Below are 24226 nucleotides of genomic sequence, written 5' to 3'. Positions count from 1 at the left end.
TCAGCGGACCGCGGCCGGACTGCTGAAACGGGCAGCGCGTCGGTGCACCCGGTGGGCCGGGCTCCTGCGTTGCACCCTGGCCGGCAGCCAAGCATCTGGCTGCCGGCCAGGGCGGGAGAAAAACCACTGCTTGGCGAACTCGACCATCACCAGATACAGCACGACCATGGCCACCAGGGCCAGGAAGAAGGGCACCGGCAGCGGGTCAAAGCCCAGCACCCCCGCCAGCGGGGACAGCGGGAGGTAGACACCCGCGGCCACCACTCCCAGGGATGCCGCAAGCAGCCCTGCCGAAGGCCGACTGCGCACGAACGGGACCCTCCTGGTTCGGATGGCGAAAATGATCAAGGTCTGGGTTGCGATGGACTCGATAAACCAGCCGGCACGGAACTCTCCGGGGGCCGCGTGGAAGACCTGAATCATCAAGGCGAACAGCGTCAGGTCAAAAAGGGAGCTGATGGGGCCGAAGAGGAACATAAAGCGGCGGATGAAGGAGACGTTCCAGTGCGACGGAGCGAGCAGTTGTTCCTTGTCGACGTGGTCGCCGGGGATGGCAAGCTGTCCGGTGTCATAGAGGAGGTTGTTCAGCAGGATCTGCCCGGGCAGCATGGGCAGGAAGCTCAACACCACGGAGGCCACCGCGGCACTGAACATGTTGCCGAAGTTGCTGGACGTTCCCATCAGGACGTACTTCATCGTGTTGGCAAAAATCCGGCGCCCTTCCATGACGCCGACAGCCAACACCCCCAGGTCCTTTTCCAGCAGCACGACGTCGGCCGCATCCTTGGCAACGTCCGTGGCGCTGTCCACCGAGATGCCGATGTCGGCATGGTGCAGGGCAAGAGCGTCATTGACGCCGTCGCCGAGGAAACCGAGGGCCCTGCCATCCTCCCGAAGGAGTCGGATCAGCCGGGCTTTTTGTTCCGGGGAAACCCGGGCAAAGATGGTCGCGTTCCGAGCGGTAGCGCGAAGCTCCGCATCGGTCAGGCTCTCCATCTGCGCCCCGGTTAACGTGCCCCCGGAGACCAGCCCCAGGTCGGCGCAGACCTTCTCGGCGACGCGGGGGTTGTCACCCGTGGCGACCTTAACCGTGATCCCCAGAGAAGCCAGACGAGCCAGGGATTCCCTGGCGTCGGTCTTGGGCTCGTCCAGAAAAATCAGGAACCCGGACAGGGTGAGTTCTGTTTCGTCGTCCGGTTCAATCGCCGTCCGGCCCGGCACCGAACGGGTGGCTACCGCGACGACGCGGGCACCGGCGTCGAACTGTTCATCCAGCAGCGCCCGGGTTTGGGCGGTAGTGCCGGGGCATAGCTGCAGAAGGTCCTCCGGGGAGCCTTTGCTGATCATGCGGGCGGGGCCGCTGCCTTCGCGGACCAGCACGGTGGTCCTGCGGCGCTGGTGATCGAAGGGAATCGTGTCGAGCCGGGAATAATCGGCTGGTTCGAAGGTCTTGGCCTGCTCGGAGTCCCAGAGCGCGGCGTCCAGGGGATTCTGGCCAGCGGTCGACCTTTTTGCCTGGCTATAGTCCGCTTCTGTGGCAAGCAAACCCAGGCGGACAAGTTCTTCGGCGGAGGTGCCGGGGCCGGTCGGTATGGCACAGGTGAAGCTGATGTGCCCTTCGGTGAGCGTGCCGGTCTTGTCGGTGACCAGAACATCCAAATCACCCAGATCCTCGATGCAAACCAGGCGCTTGACCAGCACCTTGCGCCGCGCCAGCTGCCGGGTGCCCGTTGCCAGGCTGGTGCTGACCACCGCGGGGAGCAGTTGGGGGGTGATACCGACGGCGATCGCCAGCGAAAACAACAATGACTCGATCAAGGGACGTTGCAACAACAGATTCGCGACGAAAATCAGTGAGGTGAGGCCCAATGCGACCTGGAGCAGCAGGTAGGAGAATCGCTTAAGCCCGAGCTGGAACTCGGTCTGCGGCTGGCGTTCTCCGAGCCCGAGTGCGATGCGGCCGAACTCTGCCTTCCCACCGGTGGCGATCACGACGGCGGTGCAGCTGCCCGAGTGGACCACGGTGCCCATGAAGCTGCAGCAGGTCAGATCGGCCAGCGCAGCAGCCGTCGGCACGGGAGCGGGGTCCTTGCGCACGGGCTGAGACTCCCCGGTCAGAATACTTTCGTCACACAACAGGTCCTCAACAGTGAGCAGCCGGAGGTCCGCGGGGATGACAGCTCCCAAGCCCAGCTGGACAATGTCGCCCGGCACGAGTTCGGTGACGTCGACCTCCCGGGGGCCTCCATCCCGGAGGACCACCGCCCGGTGCGTTACTCGGGTGTGCAGCGCTTCGGCTGCCTGTTCGGCCCGGAATTCATTGGTAAAGCCCAGCCCGATACTGGCAAACAGGATCACGCCGATCACGATCGAGTTCGTGGTGTCCCCCAAAACCAGGGACAACCCGGCGGTGCAGAGCAGAAGAATCAGAATGGGGCTCCGCAGCTGCCGGCCCAGGACCGCCCATCCATTTGCCTTGTGGGTCCGGACCGCGTTCGGGCCCACGACAGCAAGTCGGCGGGCGGCTTCGGCGCTGGTCAGTCCGGACCGGTCAGAACCGAGCAGCGTCAGGACCTGGTCCGCCGTCTGACGCGCGAAATCAGCGATGGACTCCTGTCCGTTCAGCTCTCCCACGCCGAACTCCTCCCGCACGCTGAAGTTAGCACTAAGACTACGGCGGAGGACTGGCAAAGAGTTCAGCTGCTGAGCACGAAGGGAGACATCAGGCTATTCTTCGACTCCTGCCCGGGTTTCATCGTCGAGCGAGGTTGGCCAGGTGGATGGGGTGAGGGTGAAACGGCGCCCTGTGATCGAGTCGGGCACAATTCTGATCAGGCTGTCCTTCCCGATTCCCTGCCACGGAAACAGGGCGCGGCGGACATCGTCGGTGACCTGGTCGGTGGACGTGGTCCTCTCGGCCCGTCCTTTGACCACAACGCTCCACGCCATACCGAACTCGGCACTCACCCTGTCAGCCTCCAAAGCCACAGGCGTGCCGGCGTCAAGCGCCTGCTGTTTGGTGCCCGGTCCTGTGCGGAAGACCAGAGTGCCGTTGTCCACCCTGTAGTTCACGGGAAAAACGTCCGGGTGGTCTTCCACAATGACTGCCAGACGGCCCACAGTTGATTCGCCAAGGAGGTTCCAGCATTCCTTTGGCTCCAGGACCTCCGCTGGCGGAATGATGTCTTTGCTCGTCATGCTGACGATGCTATGACTGAGTCCTGATACGAGGCAGGGCACAAGGGCCTAATGGATGTTCACGGCGGCCAGCCGATGTATGGCGCCGAGCGCTGAAAGTGATCATACTGGTGCACAAAACGAAGGACGGGCGATGCAGGGCAGCCCGGGAACCCAGTCGGGTTGGAGACGCGATGGCTGAACGCCAGGTGGTTTGGTTCCAGGACGTCGGAATGGAAGACGTCCGGGAGGTTGGCGGGAAGAACGCCTCGCTGGGGGAGATGACACGCTCTCTGCGGGCCAGCGGGGTTCGGGTCCCGGAAGGGTTTGCGACCACGGCTGCGGCGTATCGGGCGTTCGTGGACGCTAACCGCATAGAGCAGGCCCTTCGGGAACGGATCGGGCAGTATCGTGCTGGTGAGGTGTCGCTCCGTAAGACCGGCGAAGAACTCAGGAAGCTCGTTCTGGGCGGCACGTTTCCCGAAGAAACTGCTGGGCTGATCAAAACGAACTATCGCTTGCTGGCGGAACGCGTCGGGGTGGACGAACCGCCGGTGGCTGTGAGAAGCAGCGCTACTGCCGAGGATCTTCCTGACGCCAGCTTCGCCGGTCAGCAGGAGACCTTTCTGAACGTGGTGGGGGAGTCGGAACTCCTCGATGCCTGTCGACGCTGTTTCGCTTCATTGTTCACCGACCGGGCGATCAGTTACCGCGAAATGAAGAATTTTGACCACTTGAACGTGGCGTTGTCCATCGGTGTGCAGTTCATGGTGCGCTCCGACGTCGGCGCCTCAGGGGTGATGTTCTCCATCGACACTGATTCGGGATTTCCCCGGGCCGCCGTCATCAGCGCGGCATGGGGTCTGGGCGAAACAGTTGTCCAGGGGAGCGTGGACCCGGACAAGTACCTGGTTTTCAAGCCTCTCCTGGCCGCACCGCCATATGAGCCGATCATAGAAAAGATCCTCGGCGCCAAGGCCGAAAAGATGGTGTACAGCCGAGGCGGTACCGCCCGTACCCGAACGGTCGAGACCAGCGGGGAGGAAAGGCAGTCGTTCGTGCTACAGAATTCGGAGATCCTCCAGCTTGCCCGCTGGGCCGTGGTCGTCGAAGAGCACTATGGGTGTCCGATGGACATGGAATGGGCGAAGGACGGCCTGACCGGCGAAATATTCATGGTCCAGGCCCGCCCCGAGACCGTTCAATCACAAAAGAGCAGTACCCTCTTTACCGTCCATCGTCTTCTGCAGGACGGCAGGGTACTGGTGACAGGGTCTGCCGTCGGCGATTCCATCGCGCGGGGTGAAGTCTGTGTGGTCAAGGACGCGGCAGACATCCGGACATTCCGAGACGGCGCCATCCTCGTCACGGAAATGACTGATCCGGACTGGGTGCCGGTGATGAAGCGGGCGGCAGGAATCATCACCGACCATGGCGGAGCCACCAGCCATGCCGCGATCGTGAGCAGGGAACTGGGAGTACCGGCGATCGTCGGCACCGGCAGGGCCACTGCGGTCCTCACGGACGGCCAGACGGTGACCCTTTCCTGCGCCGAGGGCGATGAAGGCAGGGTCTACGAGGGGGCCCTGGCCTTTGACGCGACCGACGTTGACCTGGGCAGGCTGCCCCGGACCCGCACCTCAATCATGGTCAATGTTGCCAGTCCGGCCGCGGCTTTCCGGTGGTGGCGGCTGCCCGCGGACGGTGTAGGCCTGGCACGGCTGGAATTCATTATTGCCAATCTGATCAGGATCCACCCCATGGCCCTGGTGCACCCGGAGCGGGTGGCAGACGCCGAGACCAGACGGCAGATCCAGGAGATCACCCACGGGCATCCCCGGCCAGAGGACTACTTTGTCGAAACCCTCGCCTTGGGAATCGCCAAGATAGCGGCCCCGTACCATCCACATCCCGTGATTGTGCGTTTGAGTGATTTCAAGTCCAACGAATACGCGCACCTGCTCGGCGGGGCCTACTTTGAACGGCCTGAAGAAAACCCGATGCTCGGTCTCAGGGGCGCCTCCCGCTACTACCACGACCGCTACAAAGAGGGATTTGCCTTGGAATGCAAGGCACTAAAGCGTGTGCGGGAGATTATTGGCTTCGGCAACGTGATCGTTATGGTGCCGTTTTGCCGGACGCTGGCGGAAGCTGACCTTGTTCTGGAGGCGTTGGCCGCGAACGGCCTGGTCCGGGGTGAAAACGGGTTGCAGGTCTACATGATGTGCGAGATACCGTCCAACGTCATCCTGGCGGAGAAATTCGCGCGGCGGTTCGACGGGTTCTCTATCGGCTCCAATGACCTGACCCAGCTGGTCCTCGGCGTCGATCGGGACGCGGAGGACCTGGCCGGGCTGTTCGATGAACGGAACGAGGCGGTCACCTCGATGATCAGCGAGGTCATCCGTCAGGCGCACGTAGCGGGAATCAAAATCGGCATCTGCGGCCAGGGACCCAGCGACCATCCCGACTTCGCCGCTTTCCTCGTCCGGGAACGTATTGATTCGCTTTCACTCAACCCGGACAGCTTTCTGAACACGGTCCAACGGGTGGCAGACGCAGAAGCGTCGACCTAACCCCGGGTACCCGCTTACGCCCTTGCCTGCTCCTGCGCGTCCTTGGGTTCCTGCCCCACCACCAGGACAGGGCAATGAGCGTGTGCGACACAGGCGCTGCTCACGGAGCCGATCAGCTGGCCGACTAGACCGCCGTGACCCCGGCGACCCACCACGAGAAGCTGGGCACCCCTGCTCTCCTCGACGAGGACCTTCGCCGGTGACCCGAATTTCACCGCCGTCCACAGGTTCTGTGGACGGTCCTGCCCGTAGGCTCTTTCGATAGCCTGATCCATGAGGCGCGTGGCGGTCTCTTCCAGCTGGTTCGACAATTCCGGGTTGCCCGGCGGGAGATGGGCCGGAAGATAAAAGTCCGAGAGGCCAACGCAACTGATGACTTCGATCGGAGCGTCCAGCACCGAGGCGAAGCGCCGCGCAAGCTGCAAGGCTGCCGAAGAGTACTCAGAACCGTCGATACCCACGACAACGCGTCCTTTAGCGTCCATGGAATCACCCTGACCCCCGCACGCATCTGGGTCAAGGGGCGAAGGACACCGTGACCGTGCACGTTTTCCAGAAGCTCGGTGCCAGGTTCTCAGCTCTTGTCGTGTTCGACCCTGTGCAGCCGGGTGACGATCGTGGGGCAGGGGACGTTCAGCAAGACGGCGTGGGCGGTGGAGCCCAGGACCAGCCGGGAAAATCCACCGCGCCCCCGGCTGCCGAGCACCAGCAGCCGGGCCTCCCGTGCGACGGTGACCAATGCCTTGGCAGGTTCGGTTTCGGTTTCGAGCCGCTGCCGGATCTTCAGATCCGGGTACCTGTCGCCCAGGCCCGCCACCGATTCGGCCAGGACCACCCGGTCCTCGTCGGTGACGCTCTCCGCCAGCCCGCCGGGGAGCCTGTCCCCAAGCCAACTAGCAGGTTTGCGCACGGCAAGGACCACCGTCAGCTCGTCACCTGCACTGTCAGCCTCGGCGGCGGCGAAGGAAACAGCCTGCAACGACTCCTCCGACCCGTCCACCCCGACCACGACCCCGTGACGGTCCGTGCCCGGCGTGGGTGGGACGACGGCGGCCGGGCTGTCCGAGGCGGAGACGATCTGCAAGGCGCGGTCTGCCAGCGGCCCGCCATCCAGCCAGTGCGGGTCATGCGCCCCGACCACAACGAGGGAAGCTTCCTTCGACGCTTCCCTTAAGGTCGCGCCTGCGCTGCCGTGGTGGAGCCGTACCTCGACCACGACGTCGGGGGCCTGGGTTCGGGCTGCTTCCTGCGCCTCCTGGAGCAGGTTCATACCCGCTGCACGGAAGAGGTCCTGGTACTGGAAGTCCGGGGATACCCAGTTGTCTTCCAGGGCATAGAGAGCGAGCACCGGCAGCCTGTGCCGGGATGCGCGCTGCAGCGCCCAGCTCAGGGCGGCTTCGCTGCCGGCCGAACCATTGATACCCACAACAATTGGCTTGGTCATTTCGGATCCCGATCTTCTTGACTATGTGCTCTTCAGCGGCGCAATCCGGCCAGGGTGTCCGGCGGCGTCAGCTTCAGTGGCAGGCTGCCGACGCCTAAAGTGTGCTCTCGGAGCGCCTTCGTTGTGAAGGCCTTAAGCCCCTCAATGCTGGTCAACCGGCGGCCCAGATCGCCAGCGACCCGGGGCGGCTGGCCTTGGTCAGGCTGCGGGGACCGTGCTCCGCCAGGCGTTCCAGGCGGCGTAGCTGCCGTCGAGTTCGACGACGTCGTACCCGGCACGGCGCAGGGCGCTGGCCGCGACGGAGTTCCGTACCCCTGACTGGCAGTAGGACACGATGGTACCGTCGGCGGGCAGCTCATCCAGGTGCCACATCACGCGCCCGCCGCTGAGCTGGTAGGAGCCCGGGACATGCCCGGCCTGATGCTCGGTCCTGTTGCGCACATCCAGCACCATGGCGGCGTCGAAACCGTCGAGTTCCCCGGGCTGGATCAGCTTCGGGGTGAAAGCCGGCAGTCCCTCGATACCGGTGAGGTAGCCGGCCACGTTGTCGATGCCCACCCGGACCAAATGGTCCCACATGTCCTGCGCCTGCTCCTGGTCCTGGGCCAGCAGCACCAGCGGGTTCTTGTCCGTCTCAGGGTTCACCACCCAGGCGCCGTAGCTGGCCACAGACCTGCCGGCCGGAACGTTCAGGGACCGGGCCACGCTGCCCCGGTGGACTTCCCCGACGGAACGGGTGTCGATGAAGGTTAGGGTGCCCGCGGCAAGGCCGGCGGCAACGACGCCGGTCGAGAGCTCCGTCAAGGGGGCGCGTTCGCCCATGACGGCCGGGCCGACACGGTTTTCGCGCTTCATCCGGCCGAAGTAGGCGTGGGCGTCGGGCTGGCCGTCGAGGAGCTCGTTGATGAAGCCCTGCTCGTCGTTGGTGGCCAGATAGGGCCCCCACCAGGCGTAAAGCCGCTCGTACCCCACGGTAGAGGACGGGATGGCACCGAGGGCCTTGCCGCAGGCGCTGCCGGCGCCGTGGGCGGGGTGAACCTGGACGTAGTCCGGCAGGGTGAGGAACTTGTCCCGCAGGCTGGCGAAGAGCTGCCTGGCGCCGTCGAAGCGGGTGTCGATCCCGCCGGCCGCCTCGTCCAGCAAGTCGGGCCGGCCAAGGTCCCCGGAGAACACGAAGTCGCCGGAAAGCAGGTAGCCGGGCTGATCGCTGAAGGCGCCATCCGTGACCAGGAAGGACAGGTGCTCCGGGGTGTGCCCCGGAGTGTGGACCGCCTTGATGCTGATGTTGCCCAGGGCGATGGTGTCACCGTCGTAGAGCCGATCGCCGTCGAACTCGTACTGCCAGTCCGGGCCGCCTTCGCCGGAGACGTAAATTTTGGCGCCGGTGGCGGCTGCGAGTTCGCGGGTGCCGGAGAGGTAGGCGGCGTGGATGTGGGTCTCTGTGACGGCCACGATCTTCATGCCGTTCTTTTCGGCCAGGGCCTGGTACACCGCAATGTCGCGGCGGCCGTCCACCACGATTGCTTCGCCCTTGGCCTGGCAGCCGATCAGGTAGCTTGCCTGGGCCAGGTCTTCGTCGTAAATGCGCTCGATAAGCATGTGCTGTTCTCCTTGAGGAAAGGGGGAAATGGCAGGGGTTGAGGTGGTGGGTGTGGTCAGCGGACGGGTTCGCCGGCCTGGCGCCAGGCGGCCATGCCGCCGCGCACGGAATAGGCGTCGTAGCCCTTGGCGGCGAGGAGCCTGGCCGCAGCTGCCGAGCGCACGCCAGAGGCGCAGATGGCGACCACGGGGCGGGTCTTCTGGATGCCGGCGGTGCTGCCCTGCAGCCGGTCAAGGGGGACATGCTTGGCCTGCGGCGCCCGGCCGGTCCGCCATTCTTGGGCTGACCTGACGTCGATGAGCGTGGCCCCGGACCCCAGGAGGTCCTTGGCCTGCGCTATGGAGATGGTCTTGTAGGGCTTGCTGAAGGCCTTCTTGAGCGAATCGATCAGTCCCATGGTGTTCTCCTGTTGCTGGGGGTCAGGCGGTGACCGTGCCGGCGGTGACCCACGCCGCGACGGCGAAGATGAGTACCGCGAACGAGATGCGGATGTGTTTGTCGTGCAGGTGGCGGGCCAGCCGGGCGGCAACCACGGATCCCACGATGGCGGGGATGGCGAATGCCAGGGTGGTGGCCCAGTCGATGGTGTAGCCGGCGGCGTGGGCGCTGAACCCGGCAGCGGAGTTGATGACGATGATCGCCAGGGATGTTCCGACGGCCTGCTTCATGCGCAGGCCGAGGAAGATGGTCAGCGCGGGGGTGATGAGGAAGCCGCCGCCCACGCCCAGGAGTCCGGTGAGGAACCCGACGAGCAGGCCAACACCGATGGCTTTGGGGGCGCAGGTGCGGAAGGCCCGGTGCGGCCCGGTGCTGCAGGAGCCCTCGCTTTCGCGGGGCTTGCTGAGCATCCGGATGCCCGCGGCCACCATGATCACGGCGAAGGCCAGCATCAGGATGTTCGGATCCAGCAGCTTGCCCACGGCCGCGCCGGCCCACGCCGACGGGATGCCGGCGCCCCCCACGAGGGCGATCACGGGCCAGTTCAGGCCCTCCCGGACCCGGGGCAACAAGGCCGCCAGCGAGGAGAGGCCCACCACCAGCAGCGAGGTGGGGATGGCCTGGGCGGGGCTCATGCCCACGCCGTACACCAGGGCCGGGACGGCGATGATGGACCCGCCGCCGCCCACCACGCCCAGGACGACGCCGACGACGAGCCCCAGACCCAGGGCCGCAATCATGCCGCTGCGCCCTCTTCAGCGGTCTGCACGGGAAGCTGCCGGATGGCACTTTCGCGGGTGGGTTCCTTGGCGGCTTTGTTCCACGGCATGGCCGAGAGGGCCTTGCCCATGGCGCAGGTGTTGGTGGCGGCCGAGAAGGTCAGCCCGGTGCCGATGGCTCCGGCCAGCATGCGGACCTTGGGGGAGACGAACTTCCCTCCCACCAGGCCCAGCATGACCAGGGAGCCGGCGGCCAAGCGCACCTGGCGTTCCAGGTCCCAGCGGTCCTTGCCCTGGACCACGTCGCCGCCGGCGGCAGCAAAGCCGGGCACCCCGCCCGTGAGTACGTAGGCGGTGTCCAGGCCAACGGTGGCCATGCGCTGGCGGGCCTGCTCGGCGCGGACGCCGGACTGGCAGACGAGGACCACGCGCGAGCCCAGCCGGGCGGCGAGTTCGCCGGTGTGCTCGGACAGCAGCGGCAGCGGCACGTTGTAGGAGCCGCGGATGTGCAGGGATTCGAATTCAGCGGCGGAGCGCACGTCGATCACCACGAGGTCCTGGTGCTCTTTGATCCAGGACTGCAGGGTGCCGGGGGCGAGTGCGGCAACGGTTGTTGCTTTGATGGGGGATGTCATAAGTGGCCTCTCGAAACGGGGCGGGTGGATACCCCTCCGAGTATTGCAGATACCCCGGGGGGTACGCAAAACACCCGTGGGGGTATATAGTTGAGGGCAAGCAACCGATCACTGGAGACGCCACCTATGGAACTAAACCCGACCGAACTCACGCCCGTGATCAACCGCCTGAAGCGCGCGCAGGGCCAGCTCGCCGCCGTCACCCGGATGCTCGAGGAAGGCCGGGACTGCAAGGACATCGTCACTCAGCTTGCGGCCGTATCGAAGGCCCTTGACCGCGCCGGCTTTGCCATCATCGCCACCGGACTTGAGCAGTGCATTATCCAAAAGGACGAAACCATGGACCGGAAAGACCTGGAGAAGCTCTTCCTCTCCCTCGCCTGACTATCGGGTACGTGCAGCCCACCGGAACAAGGGAGCACCCCGGGAATTCTAAGGAGCAACATGACCTACACCCTGGCCACGACGGTAGCCCTTCCCTGGACCGAAGCCGTGGAACGGACGCGCGAAGCCCTTGCTGCGCAGGGGTTCGGGATCCTGACGGAAATCGATGTCCGGTCCACCTTCGAGGCGAAGCTGGGCACTGAGGCGGCGAACGCCGTCGGGGATTACATCATCCTCGGTGCCTGCAACCCGGTCCTTGCCAGCCGAGCCCTGGCCGCCGAGCCCGAAATCGGCGCCCTGCTGCCCTGCAACGTTGTGGTGCGACGGCACAGTTCGGCGGCCACAACCACTGTGGAAGCCATCGATCCGCAGACCATGGTGCAGCTCAGCAGCGCCCCTTCGGTCAAGGAAGTAGCGGACGACGCCGGCACGCGCCTTCGGAAGGCCCTCGCCAGCCTGGGCGGGGACAGTAAGTGATGGACGTCCGTCACGAACTCCGACAAGCCCGGACCTAGCCCCAGGGAATCTCCTTGGCCAGGCGCTGGCCTTCGGCGACGTAGCCGGCCATTTCCTGGGCCGGAACCATGGACCCGCCGGTAGCCCAGACGATGTGGGTGGCGTTAGCGAGTGCGGCGTCATCGAGACCGAACGCGGTACGGTAGGCAGCATCGGCGAGCACCCGCCAGGGTCCGGCGAAACCGGCGGCGGCCGACGGCTCGACGTCGATCCCCTCGGTGTCATGCAGCAGGCCCTGGCACGCCTTCATACGTTCGTCGGAGACCGTCACGTAGCCGTCGATCATGTGCTGCAGGCGCTCCCCGACCAGGCGCGAGGGGCGGCGTACGGCCAGCCCGTCCGCCGCCGTGAGCCCGTCCAACCCGATGTCGGTCACGGAAATCCCGTCATGCAGTCCGGTGCGCACACCCAGCGACATGCAGGGGGAGGCGACGGGTTCGGCAAAAATGCAGTGGACCGCGTCCCCGAACTCCTGCTTCAGGCCAAAGGTGACACCCCCGGGGGCGCCACCGACGCCGCAGGGCAGGTGCACCAGGAGTGGGTGGCGCTCATCCACGCTGACCTCCAAGGCCGCCAGTTGCCCGGCAAGCCGTCTGCCGGCCGCGGAATAGCCGGCGAACAGGCTCAGCGAGGCTTCATCGTCGACGAACCAGACGCTGGGGTCGTCCTCGGCAGTCCGGCGCCCGGCCGCCACGGCATCGGAAAAGTTGCCCGCGTGCTCAACAACGTCCACGCCGCGGGCGCGCAGCAGCTCCTTTTTCCAGGCCCGCGCATCCCGGGACATATGCACGGTGGTTCTGAAACCGAGTTCCGAGGCGACAATGCCGATGGACAGGCCCAGATTGCCGGTGGAGCCGACGGAAATTCCGTGCCGCGAAAGCAAGTCCTGCGCTTGAGGGGTCATCAACGCGCGGGCGTCGTCGGCCTCCGCCATGAGGCCCGCTTGAACGGCGAGGCGTTCGGCGACCTGCAGAACTTCGTGGATGCCGCCGCGTGCCTTGATCGACCCGCTGACCGGCAGGGCGTCGTCGCGTTTGAGCCAGAGTTTGCCGGGAAGCTCGTACCCGAACCGTGAACCGAGTTCCCTTTGCAGGTGAGGAATGCCCACCAGCGGGGATTCCAGGATCCCGTGCGTGCGGCGGGTGTCGGGGAAGCGCTCGACGAACCACGGGGCAAAGCGGCGGAAGCGCGCGCGGGCATCCTCGGTGATGGCGGGGTCGATCCCGGACTGCGCTATGGCATCCTGGCTGGCTGTGGGGCCAGGGCTGAACCACGCCGTTTCCTCCGATCGGGCCAGTGCGGCAACCAGCGGATCGGAGAACAACTGCTCGAGTTCGGGAATCTGGGTCATCGTGGCGGCTCCCGGTCGGTGCTTGCTGGCTAAAGACCAATCTAGGGGACGAAGCCGAGGCCGGCGAGTCAGCGCCCGCGCTCAGCGCCTCGTCTCGAATCTGGTCACGACCACGCCGCCGGAAAGCGTCCGCGTCTCCACCAGGTTCAGGTTCACCCAGCTGTCCAGCGCGGTGAAGTACGGAGTGCCGCCACCCACCAGGACCGGATGCGTGGCGAGTACGTATTCGTCGATCAGCCCTGCCCGCATGGCCGCCCGGGCCAACGTGGCGCCGCCGACGGTCATCGGGCCGCCGTCGCCGTCCTTGAGCCGGGTGATCTCGGCGATGGCGTCGCCGGTGACCAGGCGGGTGTTCCAGTTCTCGCTCGTGGCGAGATCGGGGATCGTCGAGGAGAACACCACCTTCGGGGTGTCCCGCCAGTTCCGTGCGAATTCATTTTCTGCCGGAGTTGCGCCGGGCTGCTCGTCGCCGGTCGGCCAGTAGGAGCTCATGGCCTCCCACAGTTTGCGGCCGTACAGCGACAGGCTGTTGGCCCGCTCCTGGTCGAGCCACCACTGGAACAGTTCGGCGCTCGGATCGCTCCAGCCGATGTCGTCACCGGCCGCGGCGATGTAGCCGTCCACCGTCAGGTTCATGGCGTAGATCAGTTTTCGCACGGCGCCAGCCTTCCGTCTCGGGGCCAAGGGCGTCATTGCCTTCCGGCCATCCTGGAGCCACCGTAACTCCCCGTGGTCCGGATGCCACTAGCCTTTGGCTGCTTTTTCCGACAGCAGCTCTTGACCCGGGTGCAAGGATGTTGACATGTCCTTCTTTGATGATCTTCCCGCCCGGCCGGAGAGGCCACGCCAGCCGAAGCACGTGCCGCCCGTCTGGGCAGGGCCACCGGCCGATGAACTCCCGGCCGTTGTCTCGTTGGGGCAGTTCTTTCACCGTTCGGCACGGATGGTGATGGCTGCAAAAAGCGTCGAAGTCTTTTCCACCGGTTGCTTGATAGAGATCGTCTGGTCTGTCCGCCGGATGAACGAATCAGACGCCGAATGGAGCAGGCTAACGGGCCAGTGCTTCAACCGTGGCCGTTACGGGCTGGATTCAGACGGTGACAGCGGAAGCACCCTTCGTTTCGGTGTGGCCTTTCCCGATGGGCGGAAGGCCACGACTGCTCAGTTGCAGCCAGGGATGTTTGACCACACGGGACCAATGACGGGACCGGTATTGATGATGGCGGGCGGCGGAGGCGGGTCGGGCAACGAGGACGAGCTGTTCTCGTCCATTAAGTTCTGGCTTTGGCCCCTGCCCATCGACGGTGACACGCGCCTGGTGGCGCAATGGCAGGACCTGGGCATGGAGGAAGAATCCGTTGTGCTCGCCGCGGACCAGCTGAGGACGGCGGCCGCAAGGGTGCAGAACTACTGGATTTCCCCGCCCGGCGGCGACTGATCTCAGCGCACCACGGTCCGGTGACCGGCATCCAGGCGCCGGGTCCAGCCGCGTGAGTCCAGGTATTCAAGCAACGGAACCGCAACCCGGCGTGTTGTCTCCAGTGCCTGCCGGGCCTGACTGGTGGTGAAGGGCTGCTCCAGTCCGGCGAGGGTGCGCATGGCAAGGGCTGGCGCCGTCGGCAGCAGCACCACCCCGTCGCGCAGCCGCAGCAGGCGCCCCGTGCGTTCGGCGGCGGCCAGCTCCCGGGCGCCCAGGCCCATCGCGGCCAGGTCGTCGGCTTCCGGGGCCTGAAACGGAGCCGTGGTCAGCCTGCGCTCCAGCTCAGCGACCGCCGGCTCCGCCGGGCCCAGATTGTCACTGCTGCCGGGCAGCCGGATGTGGCCGCCTTCCTGCTCCAGGCCTGCTTCGCGGACGACAGGTTCCAGGAGCCGCTCGTCGGACAGTGCCAGCAGGTCCCGCGCCGCGCCCATGGACAGCCCGGCGGCCAGCGGGTCCCGCTCCTGCAGTTCCGCCACGGCAGCGCGCAGCCGATGCTGCCATGCCTCGAAGGCGGGAGCATGCACCCACCAGGGACCGACGACCCGGACGCCCGCCGGCGCGTCCACGGCGGGTCCGGACAGCAGCCCCAGCCGGTGGAGGTGTTCTGCCTGCACCGCCCCGCGGGCCGCTATTTCGGCCAGGACGTCACCGGCCGGGCCGGTGCCGGCCAGGCGCTCTGCCCAGTGCGCGCCGTCGCCGCGCCGCCGCAACGCCGGCGGATCAGCATCGAGAATGCGTGCCCCGCCCAGCACCAGGCGGCTGCCGGGGTGGCGCAGCACCAGCCGGTCCCCGAGCACGAGCGGCAGCGGCCGGTCGAAGACCAGCCGGGCGTGGTCGGCCCCGAACGGACGCAACCGGGCCGGCGCTGCCGCGGTACCCACATGGACCATGAGCTGCTCCGGCACGTCCGTCAAGGCTGCACCGGTGGTGCGCTGGATGCCCACGACGCCGGTGGTGGGCCACGCGTCCGGAGTCAGCAGCGCATCGCCCCGGCGGATGTCCGCAGCGGCAACATCCCGCAGGTTCAGCGCCACCCGGCTGACCGGCCCCACGGAATCGTACGAAGTATCGCGGCTTTGCAGGCCACGGACCACCACGGACCGCGAACCCTCGTGGCCGAGCAGCTGCAGCCGGTCACCCCTGGCAAGGGTTCCTGCTGCCAGCGTGCCGGTCACCACCGTTCCGGCGCCGGTAATGCTGAACGAACGGTCCACCCACAGCCGGACCCTTCCCCCGGAGGCGGGGGCCGGCACCTGGCCGAGGACGCCGTCGAGCGCGGTACGCAGGTCCGCCAGGCCGGTCCCGTCGATGGCCGAGACGGTGACGGCGGGCGCATCCTGCAGACCCGTGCCGGCCAGCTCCCGGCGTGCCTGCGAGAGCGCGTCTGCGGCCTGCTGCCGGGAGGCCCGGTCCGCACGGCTGAGCACCACCACGCCGTGTTCAATCCCGAGCGCGGCGACGGCATCCCGGTGATCCGCCGACTGTGCCTGCCAGCCCTCGTCCGCAGCGACGACGAAGCAGACCACCGGCGCCGGACCGATGCCGGCAAGCATGTTGCCCAGAAACCGTTCGTGGCCCGGAACGTCAACGAAGGCGATCTCCCGGCCGGACGGCAAGGTAGTCCAGGCGTAGCCCAGGTCAATGGTCAACCCGCGGCGCCGTTCCTCCTCCCACCGGTCCGGCTCCATGCCGGTGAGGGCGCGGACCAGGGTGCTCTTGCCCGAATCGACGTGCCCGGCGGTGGCAATGACGTGCACGGCTCAGCCCGCCCCGCCGCCATCTGCCGCCGCGAGGGCTGCCTGCGCCTGGCGCACCGCCTCGAGAATCCGCTCGTCATCCCCGGCGGGAACGCAGCGCAGATCGATCAGGCAGGAGCCCTCGTGGACGCGCGGCAGCACGGCCGGATCGCCGGTCCGCAAATGGACGGCGAGTCCCTCGGGGAGCCGGAGCGCCCATCCCGGCAACGGAACGCCGGGGGCGCCGCCGCCGCCGACGCGGCCGTCATGGGCCACGACCGGGACGCCCAGGGCCTGGGCGAGTTTGTCGGTGCGCTGCCGCAATGGCCCGGCTTCGGCATGCAGGGCCTGGACCACCGGCGGCGGTCCGCCCGCGACAGTCGCCTCCAGGGCGGCGAGGGCAAGTTTGTCGGCCCGGACCGCCCGGGCGAGCGGGTGCCGGGCCAACCGGGCGATGATCTCCTTGCGGCCCAGCAGCAAGCCCGCCTGGGGGCCGCCCAGCAGTTTGTCGCCGCTGGCGATGACGACGTCGGCCCCGCTCGCCAGTGCCGAGGCGGCGTCCGGTTCGTGCGGCAGGGCCGGGTCGGGCGCCAGCAGCCCACTGCCGAGGTCGGCCATGAGCGGGACCCCATGGTCCGCAGTCAGCGGGCTCAGCTGCTCCAGCGGAACGGCGGCGGTAAATCCGTCGACCCGGAAGTTGCTCGGATGGACTTTGAGGACGCAGCCGGTGTCCGGTCCCAGGGCGCCGGAGTAGTCCGGCAGGTGGGTCCGGTTGGTCGTGCCCACCTCGCGCAGCCTCGCGCCCGTCGACTCGATCAGGTCGGTCAGCCGGAAACCTGCACCGATCTCGACCAGTTCCCCGCGGCTCACCACCACCTCGCGGCCGGCCGCCAGGGCCGTCGTGGCCAGCACCAGCGCCGCGGCCCCGTTGTTAACCACCAGGGCGTCCTCGGCGGCGGGACAGGCGGCGAGCAGTGCGGCCCGGGCACCGGCGCCGCGTCCGCCGCGGCTGCCGGTGGCCAGGTCAAGCTCGACGTCGACGTAGCCGCTGGCCGCGACCAGGGCTTCAACAGCGGCCGCAGAAAGCGGGGCCCGGCCGAGGTTGGTGTGGACCACCACACCGGTGGCATTGAGCACCGGGCGCAGGGTGGTCGCTGCGCGGGCGGCGACAGCGGCCAGCAGGGCAGGTTCCACCTGGCCCGGAGCGATGTCCCCGCGGCGGGCCTGCTCCTGGGTGTCCCGGACCAGTTCACGGATGACCCGTGCACTCAAACGGTCGCCGGCCCGCCGGACGGCCGGCAAGGCGAGCAGATCGTCGGTGCGCGGAATCAGGCGGCGGGGATCGACCAGGTCCACAGTCCCTCTCCCTTCCGCGGCCTTGGATGCCGGTGGTTGGCGGAGGCGGACGGGAATCGAACCCGCCAGGCCGAGATACTCAGCCTCACCGGTTTTGAAGACCGGGGGGCCCACCAGGACCCGGACGCCACCGCGCATCAATATAGCAGGGTTGCCTTGAGAGGTACGCTAAGCGGATGAACGAGGTTCAGACGTCAGTCCGGCAACTCGATGACGGGGTCACCGGCCCCCTGCGGCTCACCGGCTATGCCCACGGCGGCGGCTGTGCCTGCAAAATTCCCCCCGGCGAGCTCGAAGACGCGGTCCGTGGCCTCATCGGGGAACAGGGCGCGGAGGTGCTGGTCGGCCTGGACAGCGGTGACGACGCGGCGGCAGTTCTGGTGCGCGACGATCTGGCGGTCCTCACCACCGCAGACTTCTTCACCCCCGTTGTCGACGACCCCTTTGATTGGGGCCGCATAGCCGCCGCCAACGCCCTGTCCGACATTTACGCCATGGGCGGCCGGCCGGTCACGGCCATCAACCTCGTCGGCTGGCCCCGTGGTGTCCTGCCGATGGAACTGATGACTGAAGTCCTGCGCGGCGGCCTGAGTGTGGCGTCCGAGGCCGGCTGCCCGGTGCTCGGCGGACACTCCATTGACGATCCGGAGCCGAAGTACGGCATGGCGGTCACCGGCGTCGCCCACCCCGACCGCCTGCTGCGCAACGACGCCGCCGCGCCCGGGCTGCCGCTCACCCTTACCAAACCGATCGGCGTCGGGCTGCTCAACAACCGGCACAAGCAGACCGGTGAGGTGTTCGCCGAGGCGGTGGAGACGATGGCGGCACTCAACCGCGACGCAGCCGACGCGGCGGTGGCGGCCGGTCTGCGTGCGGCCACGGACGTGACCGGCTTCGGCCTGCTGGGCCATCTGTACAAGATGGTCCGCGCCTCCGGAGTGGGGGCCGTGATCGACCGGAAGGCGGTACCGCTGCTCGGCGGGGCCCTGGAAGCGCTGCGGGACGGCTATGTCTCCGGCGGGACGCGGCGCAACCTTGACTGGGTGCGGCCGCATCTGCGCTCCGCTGCCGGCGTTACCGAGGACGAGCTGCTTCTGCTGGCCGATGCACAGACCTCCGGCGGCCTGCTCGTCGTGGGGGAGGTGCCCGGGTACCCCGTCATCGGGCATACCACCGCGGGCCAGGGCATCGAGATCCGCTGAACCCGGGACCCGCTGAACCCGGGACCCGCTGAACCCGGGACCCCCTGAACCCGAGACCCGCCACAGCCGGCGGCCTCAGCCGGCGGTCGTGATCGAATCGCCGGCGATGCCTGCGGCGCGGCGGGCGGCGAGGCGGTTCTTCTGCGGTTCGATCGTGTAGCGCGGATCCCTGGCGGAGGCGAGGCCGGCCTCGAACACGCCAAAACGGGTCAGGGCCGAGGCGGCCAGCAACGCGAGTCCCGAGGCCGCGGCGGCCACCCGGTTACCGCCCCCCAGCAGCGTTCCCAGGCCGCCGGCGAGCGCCAGCCGCTTGCTCCACCGCAGCATGGCGCCGGCCTTGCCCTGGTGCAGCGGCTCTGCTGTTACCGGGTCCATCCGGCGTTCCAGCACCTCCATGGCAACCACGTCACCCAGGACGCCGAGCAGGGCGAGTTTCCGGGCCGGACCCGTCTCCCGCACCGGGGTGGTGGCCATGGCGAGCCCGGCGGACGCGAGCGCCGCCGAACTCACAAAGACGAACGGCAATTCCTCGTGGGCAGCGTTCCACGTCGGGGTGGCGGTGTCCCCGAGCAGGACCGCCGTATAGGCCGCCAGCGGTCCGGCGAACACGGCGGCCTCAAAACCGGCCGGCCCCTCGAGCACGTGCAGCACCTTCCGCAACGGACCCAGCGGAAGCCGTGCTCCGCTTAGCCGGTCGATTTCGGCCGCGGCGGCCACAGCCGTGCCGGCGCTGAAGGCGCTGAGGATCCATGAGCCCACACTCATGGGAGACGTCACCTTGAAGGTCCGGAGCATATGCAGGAAGCGTTCCGGCCTGCCGAGGTCCTTCGCCAGGGCAGCGGCACCGACGCTGACCGCCGCGAGGGCGCTGAGCCGGGTGTTGCGGCACAACGTCGGCCGGCCGGTCAGCTGCGCGCCGAGTCCGAGCAGGGCTGAACCGCCGGCCACACCGCCGAGGAACAGGTACAGGGCCACGTCATTGCCCCACGGCGCCGGCTTGACCACCGGGCGGCCGTAGTACGAGTTGAATTCCGGCTCCGGAACCATGGGCATTTCCCGGGAACCGTCGCCACTGTCCCGACGGCGGCCGGTGCCGGGTTTGCCGTCCTGCCGGCGGCGGCGGGAGGGCTCTGCAGGGCGGAAGCTGTCGAACTCTGAGAGGGTCACGCACGCCCTCCCAGGAAAGCCAGCGCAGCTGCCGCAGCCATCCCGGCGACGGCGAGGCCGGCACGCCGGTACATCGTCGGCAGGTCGGCCGTGGGCACCCGGGGGTCCGGCGGCAGTCCGTAGACCTCGGGTTCGTCGAGCAGCAGGAAGACCGATCCGGTCCCGCCGACGCCGTCGTTCTCGTTCGCCCCGTACAGCCTGGCTTCGGTCATGCCTTGCGCATGAAGGGCCGCGACCCGCTCCTTCGCCGTCTCCACCATGTCGTCGTGGTTGCCGAACTTGATGGACGTGGTCGGGCAGGCCTTGGCGCAGGCGGGCGTCTCGTCGGCGACGAGCCGGTCGTAGCACAGGGTGCACTTCTGGGCGATGCCCGCGTTCGGGTCGGACGGATGTTCGGCGTGCTGTTCCTCCCTGCTGGCCGCAACCTTGACGGTGCCGTCGGAGCGGCGTTCGATGACGCCGAAGGGACAGCCCGCCACGCAGGTCCCGCAGCCGTTGCAGACGTCGTCCTGGACCACCACGGTGCCGAACTCGGTGCGGAACAGTGCGCCGGTGGGGCAGACGTCGAGGCACCCGGCATGCGTGCAGTGCTTGCAGACGTCGGAGGACATCAGCCACCGGAAATCCGCCGTGTCCGGCGGCGTGGTGTCCGCGGTGGCCAGGTCCGTCACGGCCGGCGCTGCTGCAACGGGAGGACCGATCCGCGGCATGCCGAGGCTGACCAGGGCACGGCCTGATTTCTTTGCCTCGGTGATGCGTTCCTGGCCCTGCTCGATGAAGGCGACATGCCGCCAGGTGCTGGCCCCCAGCGCTCCGGTGTTGTCGTAGGAGGACCCGAGCAGTTCCAGGTTGCCGTCCTGCGGGATGCGGTTCCACTCCTTGCAGGCAACTTCACAGGCCTTGCAGCCGATGCAGATCGAGGTGTCCGTGAAGAACCCCTTGCGCGGATGGTTGTGCTCCCAGTGGGCATCGGCAGTGGGATCGGTCGGTCCGGAGAATTGGCCCATCTAGTCCTCCAACGTCGGGTCGGTATCCGCGGCGCCACCGGTCGGGGCGGCGGCGGAAGGGGCAGCGGATGCCGGATCCGTCACGGCGCGGTTTCCGGTTTCGATGGTCAGCCCGGCGCGCGCCTGGTATTCAGCAACCAAGGCAAGCAGTGCCTCCCCGCGCGGCCGGCGGCCCGGACGGATGTCGCAGGAGGCGACCTTGGACTCCTGGATCTGGACGTTGGGATCCAGCGTCACGCCGAGGAGGTCGTTGGCTGCGTCACCGGTGACGACGGCATTGGTGCCGACCCCCCAGTGGTAGGGCAGCCCGATCTGGTGCACGGTGTGGCCGCCGACGGCCAGGGGCCGCATCCGGTCGGTGACCAGCACCTTCGCCTCGATGGCGGAGCGGGGCGAGACAATGGTGGCCCACCCGTAGGGCTCCAGCCCCCGCTCGGCGGCCAGTCCAGGCGAGACCTCGCAGAACATTTCGGGTTGCAGCTCCGACAAGTACGGCAGCCACCGGCTCATCCCGCCGGCGGTGTGATGCTCGGTCAGCCGGTAGGTCGTGAAGACGAACGGATAGACGTCTGCGCCACTGCTGCCGGCGCTTGCTGCGCTGAGGTTGTCCTTGCGGGGGAACACCAGCCGCGCCGGGTTCTGCTGTTGCGGATACAGCGCGTTGGCCACCGGTGATTCCTGGGCCTCGTAGTGGGTGGGAAGGGGCCCGTCCAGGACGCCCTTTGGCGCGAACAGCCAGCCTTTGCCGTCGGCCTGCATGATGAAGGGATCATCTCCGCTGAGGGCGGCCGGGCCGCCGAGCGCGGGATCGGGCCGGCTGCCCGGCGCCCGGTCGACCGGGAAGTCGGGCACGTCGTCGCCGACCCATTTGCCCTGTTCCTGGTCCCACCAGATGTATTTCTTCCGCTCGCTCCACGGCTTACCGGCAGGGTCGGCCGAGGCCCGGTTGTAGAGGATCCGGCGGTTCGCCGGCCACGCCCAGCCCCATTCCGAAGCCGCCGGTCCCTGTTCCTGGCCCGGCTTACGGTTGGCGGCGTGGTTGATGCCGTCGGCGTAGACACCGGTATAGATCCAGCAACCGGCCGACGTCGAACCGTCGGCGCGGAGTTCGGTGTAGGCGGAGAGGGGCTTGCCGGCGTCCGGGCCGGCCAGGTGGCGGCCGTTGATCTCGGCAAGCACCGTCTCGCCATCCGGATCGCCGTGGTCGTCCGTGGGATAGTCCCAGGTCAGGTCGAGCAGCGGACGGTCGCGTTCGTCCGCGGATTCGGCGAGTTTCGCCCGGATCCGCTGGCCCAGCTCGAAGAAGAACTGCAGCTCGCTTTGGCACTCGCCCGGCGGTGCCACTGCCTGGTGCCGCCACTGCAGCAGCCGCTGGGTCTGGGTGAAGGAGCCGGCTTTTTCGACGTGGGTTGCTGCCGGCATGAAGAAGACTTCGGTTTCGATGTCCTCCGTGCGCAGTTCCCCCGATTCGATCTCCGGGCTGTCCTTCCACCAGGTCGCCGACTCGATGAGGTTCAAGTCGCGCACCACCAGCCACTTCAGGTGCGACATGCCCAGGCGCTGCAGCCGGCCGTGGGCTGAACCCACTGCAGGGTTTTGCCCGAGGAGGAAGTAGCCTTCCACTTCGTCCGCCAGCATGCTCATGGTGGTCTCGTAGGTCCCGTGCGCGCCGGTCAGCCGCGGCAGGTAATCGTAGGCCCAGTCGTTGTCAGCAGTCGCGGCGTCGCCCCACCAGGCTTTCAGCAGGCTGATGGTGTAGGCGTCGGCGTCGGCCCAGAAGCCCTTTTGCTGTTTCGACCCGACGGCTGCGAGATAGTCGCCCAGGGTGTCATGGCGGCCGGCGCTGGGCATCGGCAGGTAACCGGGCAGCAGGTTGAATAACGTGGGGATGTCGGTGGAACCCTGGATGCTGGCATGGCCGCGAAGGGCCATGATTCCGCCGCCGGGGCGTCCCACGTTCCCCAGCAGCAGCTGCAGGACGGCGGCGGCCCGGATGAACTGCACTCCCAGCGAGTGCTGGGTCCAGCCCACGGCGTAGGCAAAGCAGGTGGTCCGGTCGCGTCCCGAGTTTGCCGTGATCGTCCGGGCCAGAAAGTCGAAATCGGCGAGGTCAATGCCGCACATGTCCCGGACCATTTCGGGGGTGTACCGGGCGTAGTGCCGTTTGACGATCTGGAAGACGGTCCTGGGGTCCTGCAGGGTGTCGTCACGTTGCACTTCGGCATGCTCCAGGGGCGGGCCGCCGCTGCCGAAGGTGTCGCCGGCTGCGCGGCCGGATGCCTCGGCGCCGTGTTCGGTGCCGGGGCCCGGTTCATCAATCCTGCTGTCCTCCCGCTCCGCGTACCCCCAGGATGACGTGTCGTACGCCCGCTTTTCCGGATCGAAACCGGAAAACAGTCCACCGAGGTCCTCGGCATCACGGAAATCCTCGTGTACCAGCGTCGCCGCGTTGGTGTACGCGCTCACATACTCCTTGAACCACAGATCGTTCGTGATGACGTAGTTGATCAGTGCGCCCAGCAGGACTACGTCAGAACCGGCACGGATGGGAATGTGCTTGTCCGCGACAGCCGAGGTGCGCGTGAACCTGGGGTCCACGTGGATGACCTTCGCCCCCCGGGCCTTGGCCTCAGCAACCCACTGATATCCCACCGGATGGCATTCGGCCATGTTGGAACCCTGGATGACGATGCAGTCGGCGTTGGCCATGTCCTGCAGTGATTGCGTTGCACCACCGCGTCCAAACGAGGCTCCCAAACTGGGAACCGTGGAGGAGTGTCAAATCCGGGCCTGGTTTTCGATCTGCACTGCGCCGGCAGCGGTGAAGAGCTTCTTGATCAGGTAGTTCTCTTCGTTATCCAGCGTTGCCCCGCCGAGGGAGGCGATACCCATCGTGCGGCGCAGCAGCCGGCCGTCCGCGTCTTCCTGCTGCCAGGTCCTGCGCCGGGATTCGATGAAGCGGTCCGCCACCATGTCAATGGCAGTGTCGAGGTCCAGGTGCTGCCACTCGCGGGAGCGCGGCGCGCGGTAGAGGACCCGGGTCTGCCGGCCGGGGGAGTTGACCAGCTGCTCGCTGGCAGAGCCTTTGGGACACAGCCGGCCCCGGGAAATGGGCGAATCCGGATCACCTTCGATCTGGATGACCTTTTCGTCCTTGACGTAGACCCGTTGGCCGCACCCCACGGCGCAGTACGGGCACACGCTCTGCACCACGCGGTCGGCGGTGGCCGTCCGCGGGGTCATTGCCCTCGTCTGCGGGGATGTCACCGCCGGGCCGCGGCCGAGCAGGTCGCCCGTACTGACCTGACGGACAACCGGCCACTGAAGAAAACTGCGCCGTGCCATGAAAGGAGCGTACCCAACCAAGGGCGCAAACGACAGAGAGGGTGGTGATATTTTCGGTACCGCAGGTCTCTTCCGCGCGGCGGCCTTGGGCGG

Annotated in this window: 20 protein-coding genes and 1 tRNA gene; 5 read left to right on the top strand and 16 right to left on the bottom strand. The window is 67.3% G+C overall.

What is annotated here, in order from left to right; translation table 11 throughout:
- Positions 1 to 2634, bottom strand: coding sequence for a magnesium-translocating P-type ATPase (gene mgtA / locus AC3ANP_RS15235; RefSeq protein ID WP_488330983.1), 2634 nt, complete (start codon positions 2632 to 2634; stop codon positions 1 to 3).
- Between the two features lie 93 nt (positions 2635 to 2727).
- Positions 2728 to 3198 carry a pyridoxamine 5'-phosphate oxidase family protein gene (locus tag AC3ANP_RS15230; protein ID WP_488330982.1) on the bottom strand — a complete coding sequence of 157 codons (471 nt, stop codon included), beginning with the start codon at positions 3196 to 3198 and terminating at the stop codon, positions 2728 to 2730.
- Positions 3199 to 3371: 173 nt separating this feature from the next.
- Between AC3ANP_RS15230 and ppsA the strand changes: the two genes are divergently transcribed.
- On the top strand, positions 3372 to 5753 hold the full coding sequence (gene ppsA, locus AC3ANP_RS15225; RefSeq protein ID WP_488330981.1) for a phosphoenolpyruvate synthase: 2382 nt from the start codon (positions 3372 to 3374) through the stop codon (positions 5751 to 5753).
- Positions 5754 to 5767: 14 nt separating this feature from the next.
- Here ppsA and AC3ANP_RS15220 read toward each other — a convergent pair whose 3' ends face one another.
- The 6 genes from AC3ANP_RS15220 to AC3ANP_RS15195 form a co-directional block, all read right to left on the bottom strand.
- The gene (locus AC3ANP_RS15220; RefSeq protein ID WP_488330980.1) at positions 5768 to 6214 is read right to left on the bottom strand and encodes a universal stress protein; all 447 of its coding nucleotides are present in this window, start codon (positions 6212 to 6214) and stop codon (positions 5768 to 5770) included.
- 113 nt (positions 6215 to 6327) lie between these two features.
- Entirely contained in the window at positions 6328 to 7197 is an 870-nt protein-coding gene (locus AC3ANP_RS15215) for a universal stress protein (protein WP_488330979.1), read from the bottom strand.
- 198 nt (positions 7198 to 7395) lie between these two features.
- On the bottom strand, positions 7396 to 8796 hold the full coding sequence (locus AC3ANP_RS15210; RefSeq protein ID WP_488330978.1) for an MBL fold metallo-hydrolase: 1401 nt from the start codon (positions 8794 to 8796) through the stop codon (positions 7396 to 7398).
- Positions 8797 to 8852: 56 nt separating this feature from the next.
- Positions 8853 to 9194 (bottom strand): rhodanese-like domain-containing protein, encoded by a 342-nt coding sequence (locus AC3ANP_RS15205; RefSeq protein WP_488330977.1) that lies wholly within the window; start codon positions 9192 to 9194, stop codon positions 8853 to 8855.
- 22 nt (positions 9195 to 9216) lie between these two features.
- Positions 9217 to 9975, bottom strand: a complete 759-nt coding sequence (locus AC3ANP_RS15200) for a sulfite exporter TauE/SafE family protein (RefSeq protein WP_488330976.1) — start codon at positions 9973 to 9975, stop codon at positions 9217 to 9219.
- Positions 9972 to 10589: a rhodanese-like domain-containing protein gene (locus tag AC3ANP_RS15195; RefSeq protein WP_488330975.1), complete on the bottom strand. Its 618-nt coding sequence runs from the start codon at positions 10587 to 10589 to the stop codon at positions 9972 to 9974. The genes AC3ANP_RS15200 and AC3ANP_RS15195 overlap by 4 nt, the downstream gene beginning before the upstream one ends.
- 126 nt (positions 10590 to 10715) lie before the next feature.
- Here AC3ANP_RS15195 and AC3ANP_RS15190 point away from each other — a divergent pair, with 126 nt between their 5' ends.
- Both AC3ANP_RS15190 and AC3ANP_RS15185 read left to right on the top strand, forming a co-directional pair.
- Positions 10716 to 10973 (top strand): metal-sensitive transcriptional regulator, encoded by a 258-nt coding sequence (locus AC3ANP_RS15190; protein WP_488330974.1) that lies wholly within the window; start codon positions 10716 to 10718, stop codon positions 10971 to 10973.
- Between the two features lie 60 nt (positions 10974 to 11033).
- Positions 11034 to 11450: a DUF302 domain-containing protein gene (locus AC3ANP_RS15185; protein WP_488330973.1), complete on the top strand. Its 417-nt coding sequence runs from the start codon at positions 11034 to 11036 to the stop codon at positions 11448 to 11450.
- A gap of 34 nt (positions 11451 to 11484) precedes the next feature.
- Here the strand turns inward: AC3ANP_RS15185 and dsdA are convergent, their stop codons facing one another.
- Both dsdA and AC3ANP_RS15175 read right to left on the bottom strand, forming a co-directional pair.
- Complete coding sequence (gene dsdA / locus AC3ANP_RS15180; protein WP_488330972.1) at positions 11485 to 12840, bottom strand: D-serine ammonia-lyase; 1356 nt, start codon at positions 12838 to 12840, stop codon at positions 11485 to 11487.
- A gap of 81 nt (positions 12841 to 12921) precedes the next feature.
- Positions 12922 to 13497: a dihydrofolate reductase family protein gene (locus AC3ANP_RS15175; RefSeq protein ID WP_488330971.1), complete on the bottom strand. Its 576-nt coding sequence runs from the start codon at positions 13495 to 13497 to the stop codon at positions 12922 to 12924.
- A 145-nt stretch (positions 13498 to 13642) separates the two neighbouring features.
- Between AC3ANP_RS15175 and AC3ANP_RS15170 the strand changes: the two genes are divergently transcribed.
- Positions 13643 to 14278, top strand: a complete 636-nt coding sequence (locus tag AC3ANP_RS15170; protein ID WP_488330970.1) for a hypothetical protein — start codon at positions 13643 to 13645, stop codon at positions 14276 to 14278.
- A gap of 2 nt (positions 14279 to 14280) precedes the next feature.
- On the opposite strand, the gene selB is transcribed toward AC3ANP_RS15170, so the two are convergent.
- The 3 genes from selB to AC3ANP_RS15155 all read right to left on the bottom strand — a co-directional run bounded on the left by selB (position 14281) and on the right by AC3ANP_RS15155 (position 17544).
- A complete protein-coding gene (gene selB, locus AC3ANP_RS15165; RefSeq protein WP_488330969.1) occupies positions 14281 to 16077 on the bottom strand; it encodes a selenocysteine-specific translation elongation factor in 1797 nt (598 codons plus the stop codon).
- 3 nt (positions 16078 to 16080) lie between these two features.
- Positions 16081 to 17412, bottom strand: coding sequence for an L-seryl-tRNA(Sec) selenium transferase (selA, locus tag AC3ANP_RS15160; protein WP_488330968.1), 1332 nt, complete (start codon positions 17410 to 17412; stop codon positions 16081 to 16083).
- A gap of 37 nt (positions 17413 to 17449) precedes the next feature.
- Positions 17450 to 17544 (bottom strand) — tRNA-Sec (locus tag AC3ANP_RS15155).
- A gap of 44 nt (positions 17545 to 17588) precedes the next feature.
- Between AC3ANP_RS15155 and selD the strand changes: the two genes are divergently transcribed.
- Positions 17589 to 18614 (top strand): selenide, water dikinase SelD, encoded by a 1026-nt coding sequence (selD, locus tag AC3ANP_RS15150; protein WP_488330967.1) that lies wholly within the window; start codon positions 17589 to 17591, stop codon positions 18612 to 18614.
- 75 nt (positions 18615 to 18689) lie between these two features.
- On the opposite strand, the gene nrfD is transcribed toward selD, so the two are convergent.
- The 3 genes from nrfD to fdh are packed head-to-tail and all read right to left on the bottom strand — an operon-like array spanning position 18690 to position 24133.
- The gene (nrfD, locus tag AC3ANP_RS15145; RefSeq protein WP_488330966.1) at positions 18690 to 19781 is read right to left on the bottom strand and encodes an NrfD/PsrC family molybdoenzyme membrane anchor subunit; all 1092 of its coding nucleotides are present in this window, start codon (positions 19779 to 19781) and stop codon (positions 18690 to 18692) included.
- The gene (locus tag AC3ANP_RS15140; protein WP_488330965.1) at positions 19778 to 20788 is read right to left on the bottom strand and encodes a 4Fe-4S dicluster domain-containing protein; all 1011 of its coding nucleotides are present in this window, start codon (positions 20786 to 20788) and stop codon (positions 19778 to 19780) included. Before AC3ANP_RS15140 ends, nrfD begins: the two co-directional genes overlap by 4 nt.
- On the bottom strand, positions 20789 to 24133 hold the full coding sequence (gene fdh / locus AC3ANP_RS15135) for a formate dehydrogenase (RefSeq protein ID WP_488330964.1): 3345 nt from the start codon (positions 24131 to 24133) through the stop codon (positions 20789 to 20791).
- Positions 24134 to 24226 lie beyond the last annotated feature (93 nt).

The sequence above is a fragment of the Arthrobacter sp. JB02-1C genome (assembly GCF_057748045.1).
This window is presented reverse-complemented; position numbering and strand designations above follow the sequence as displayed.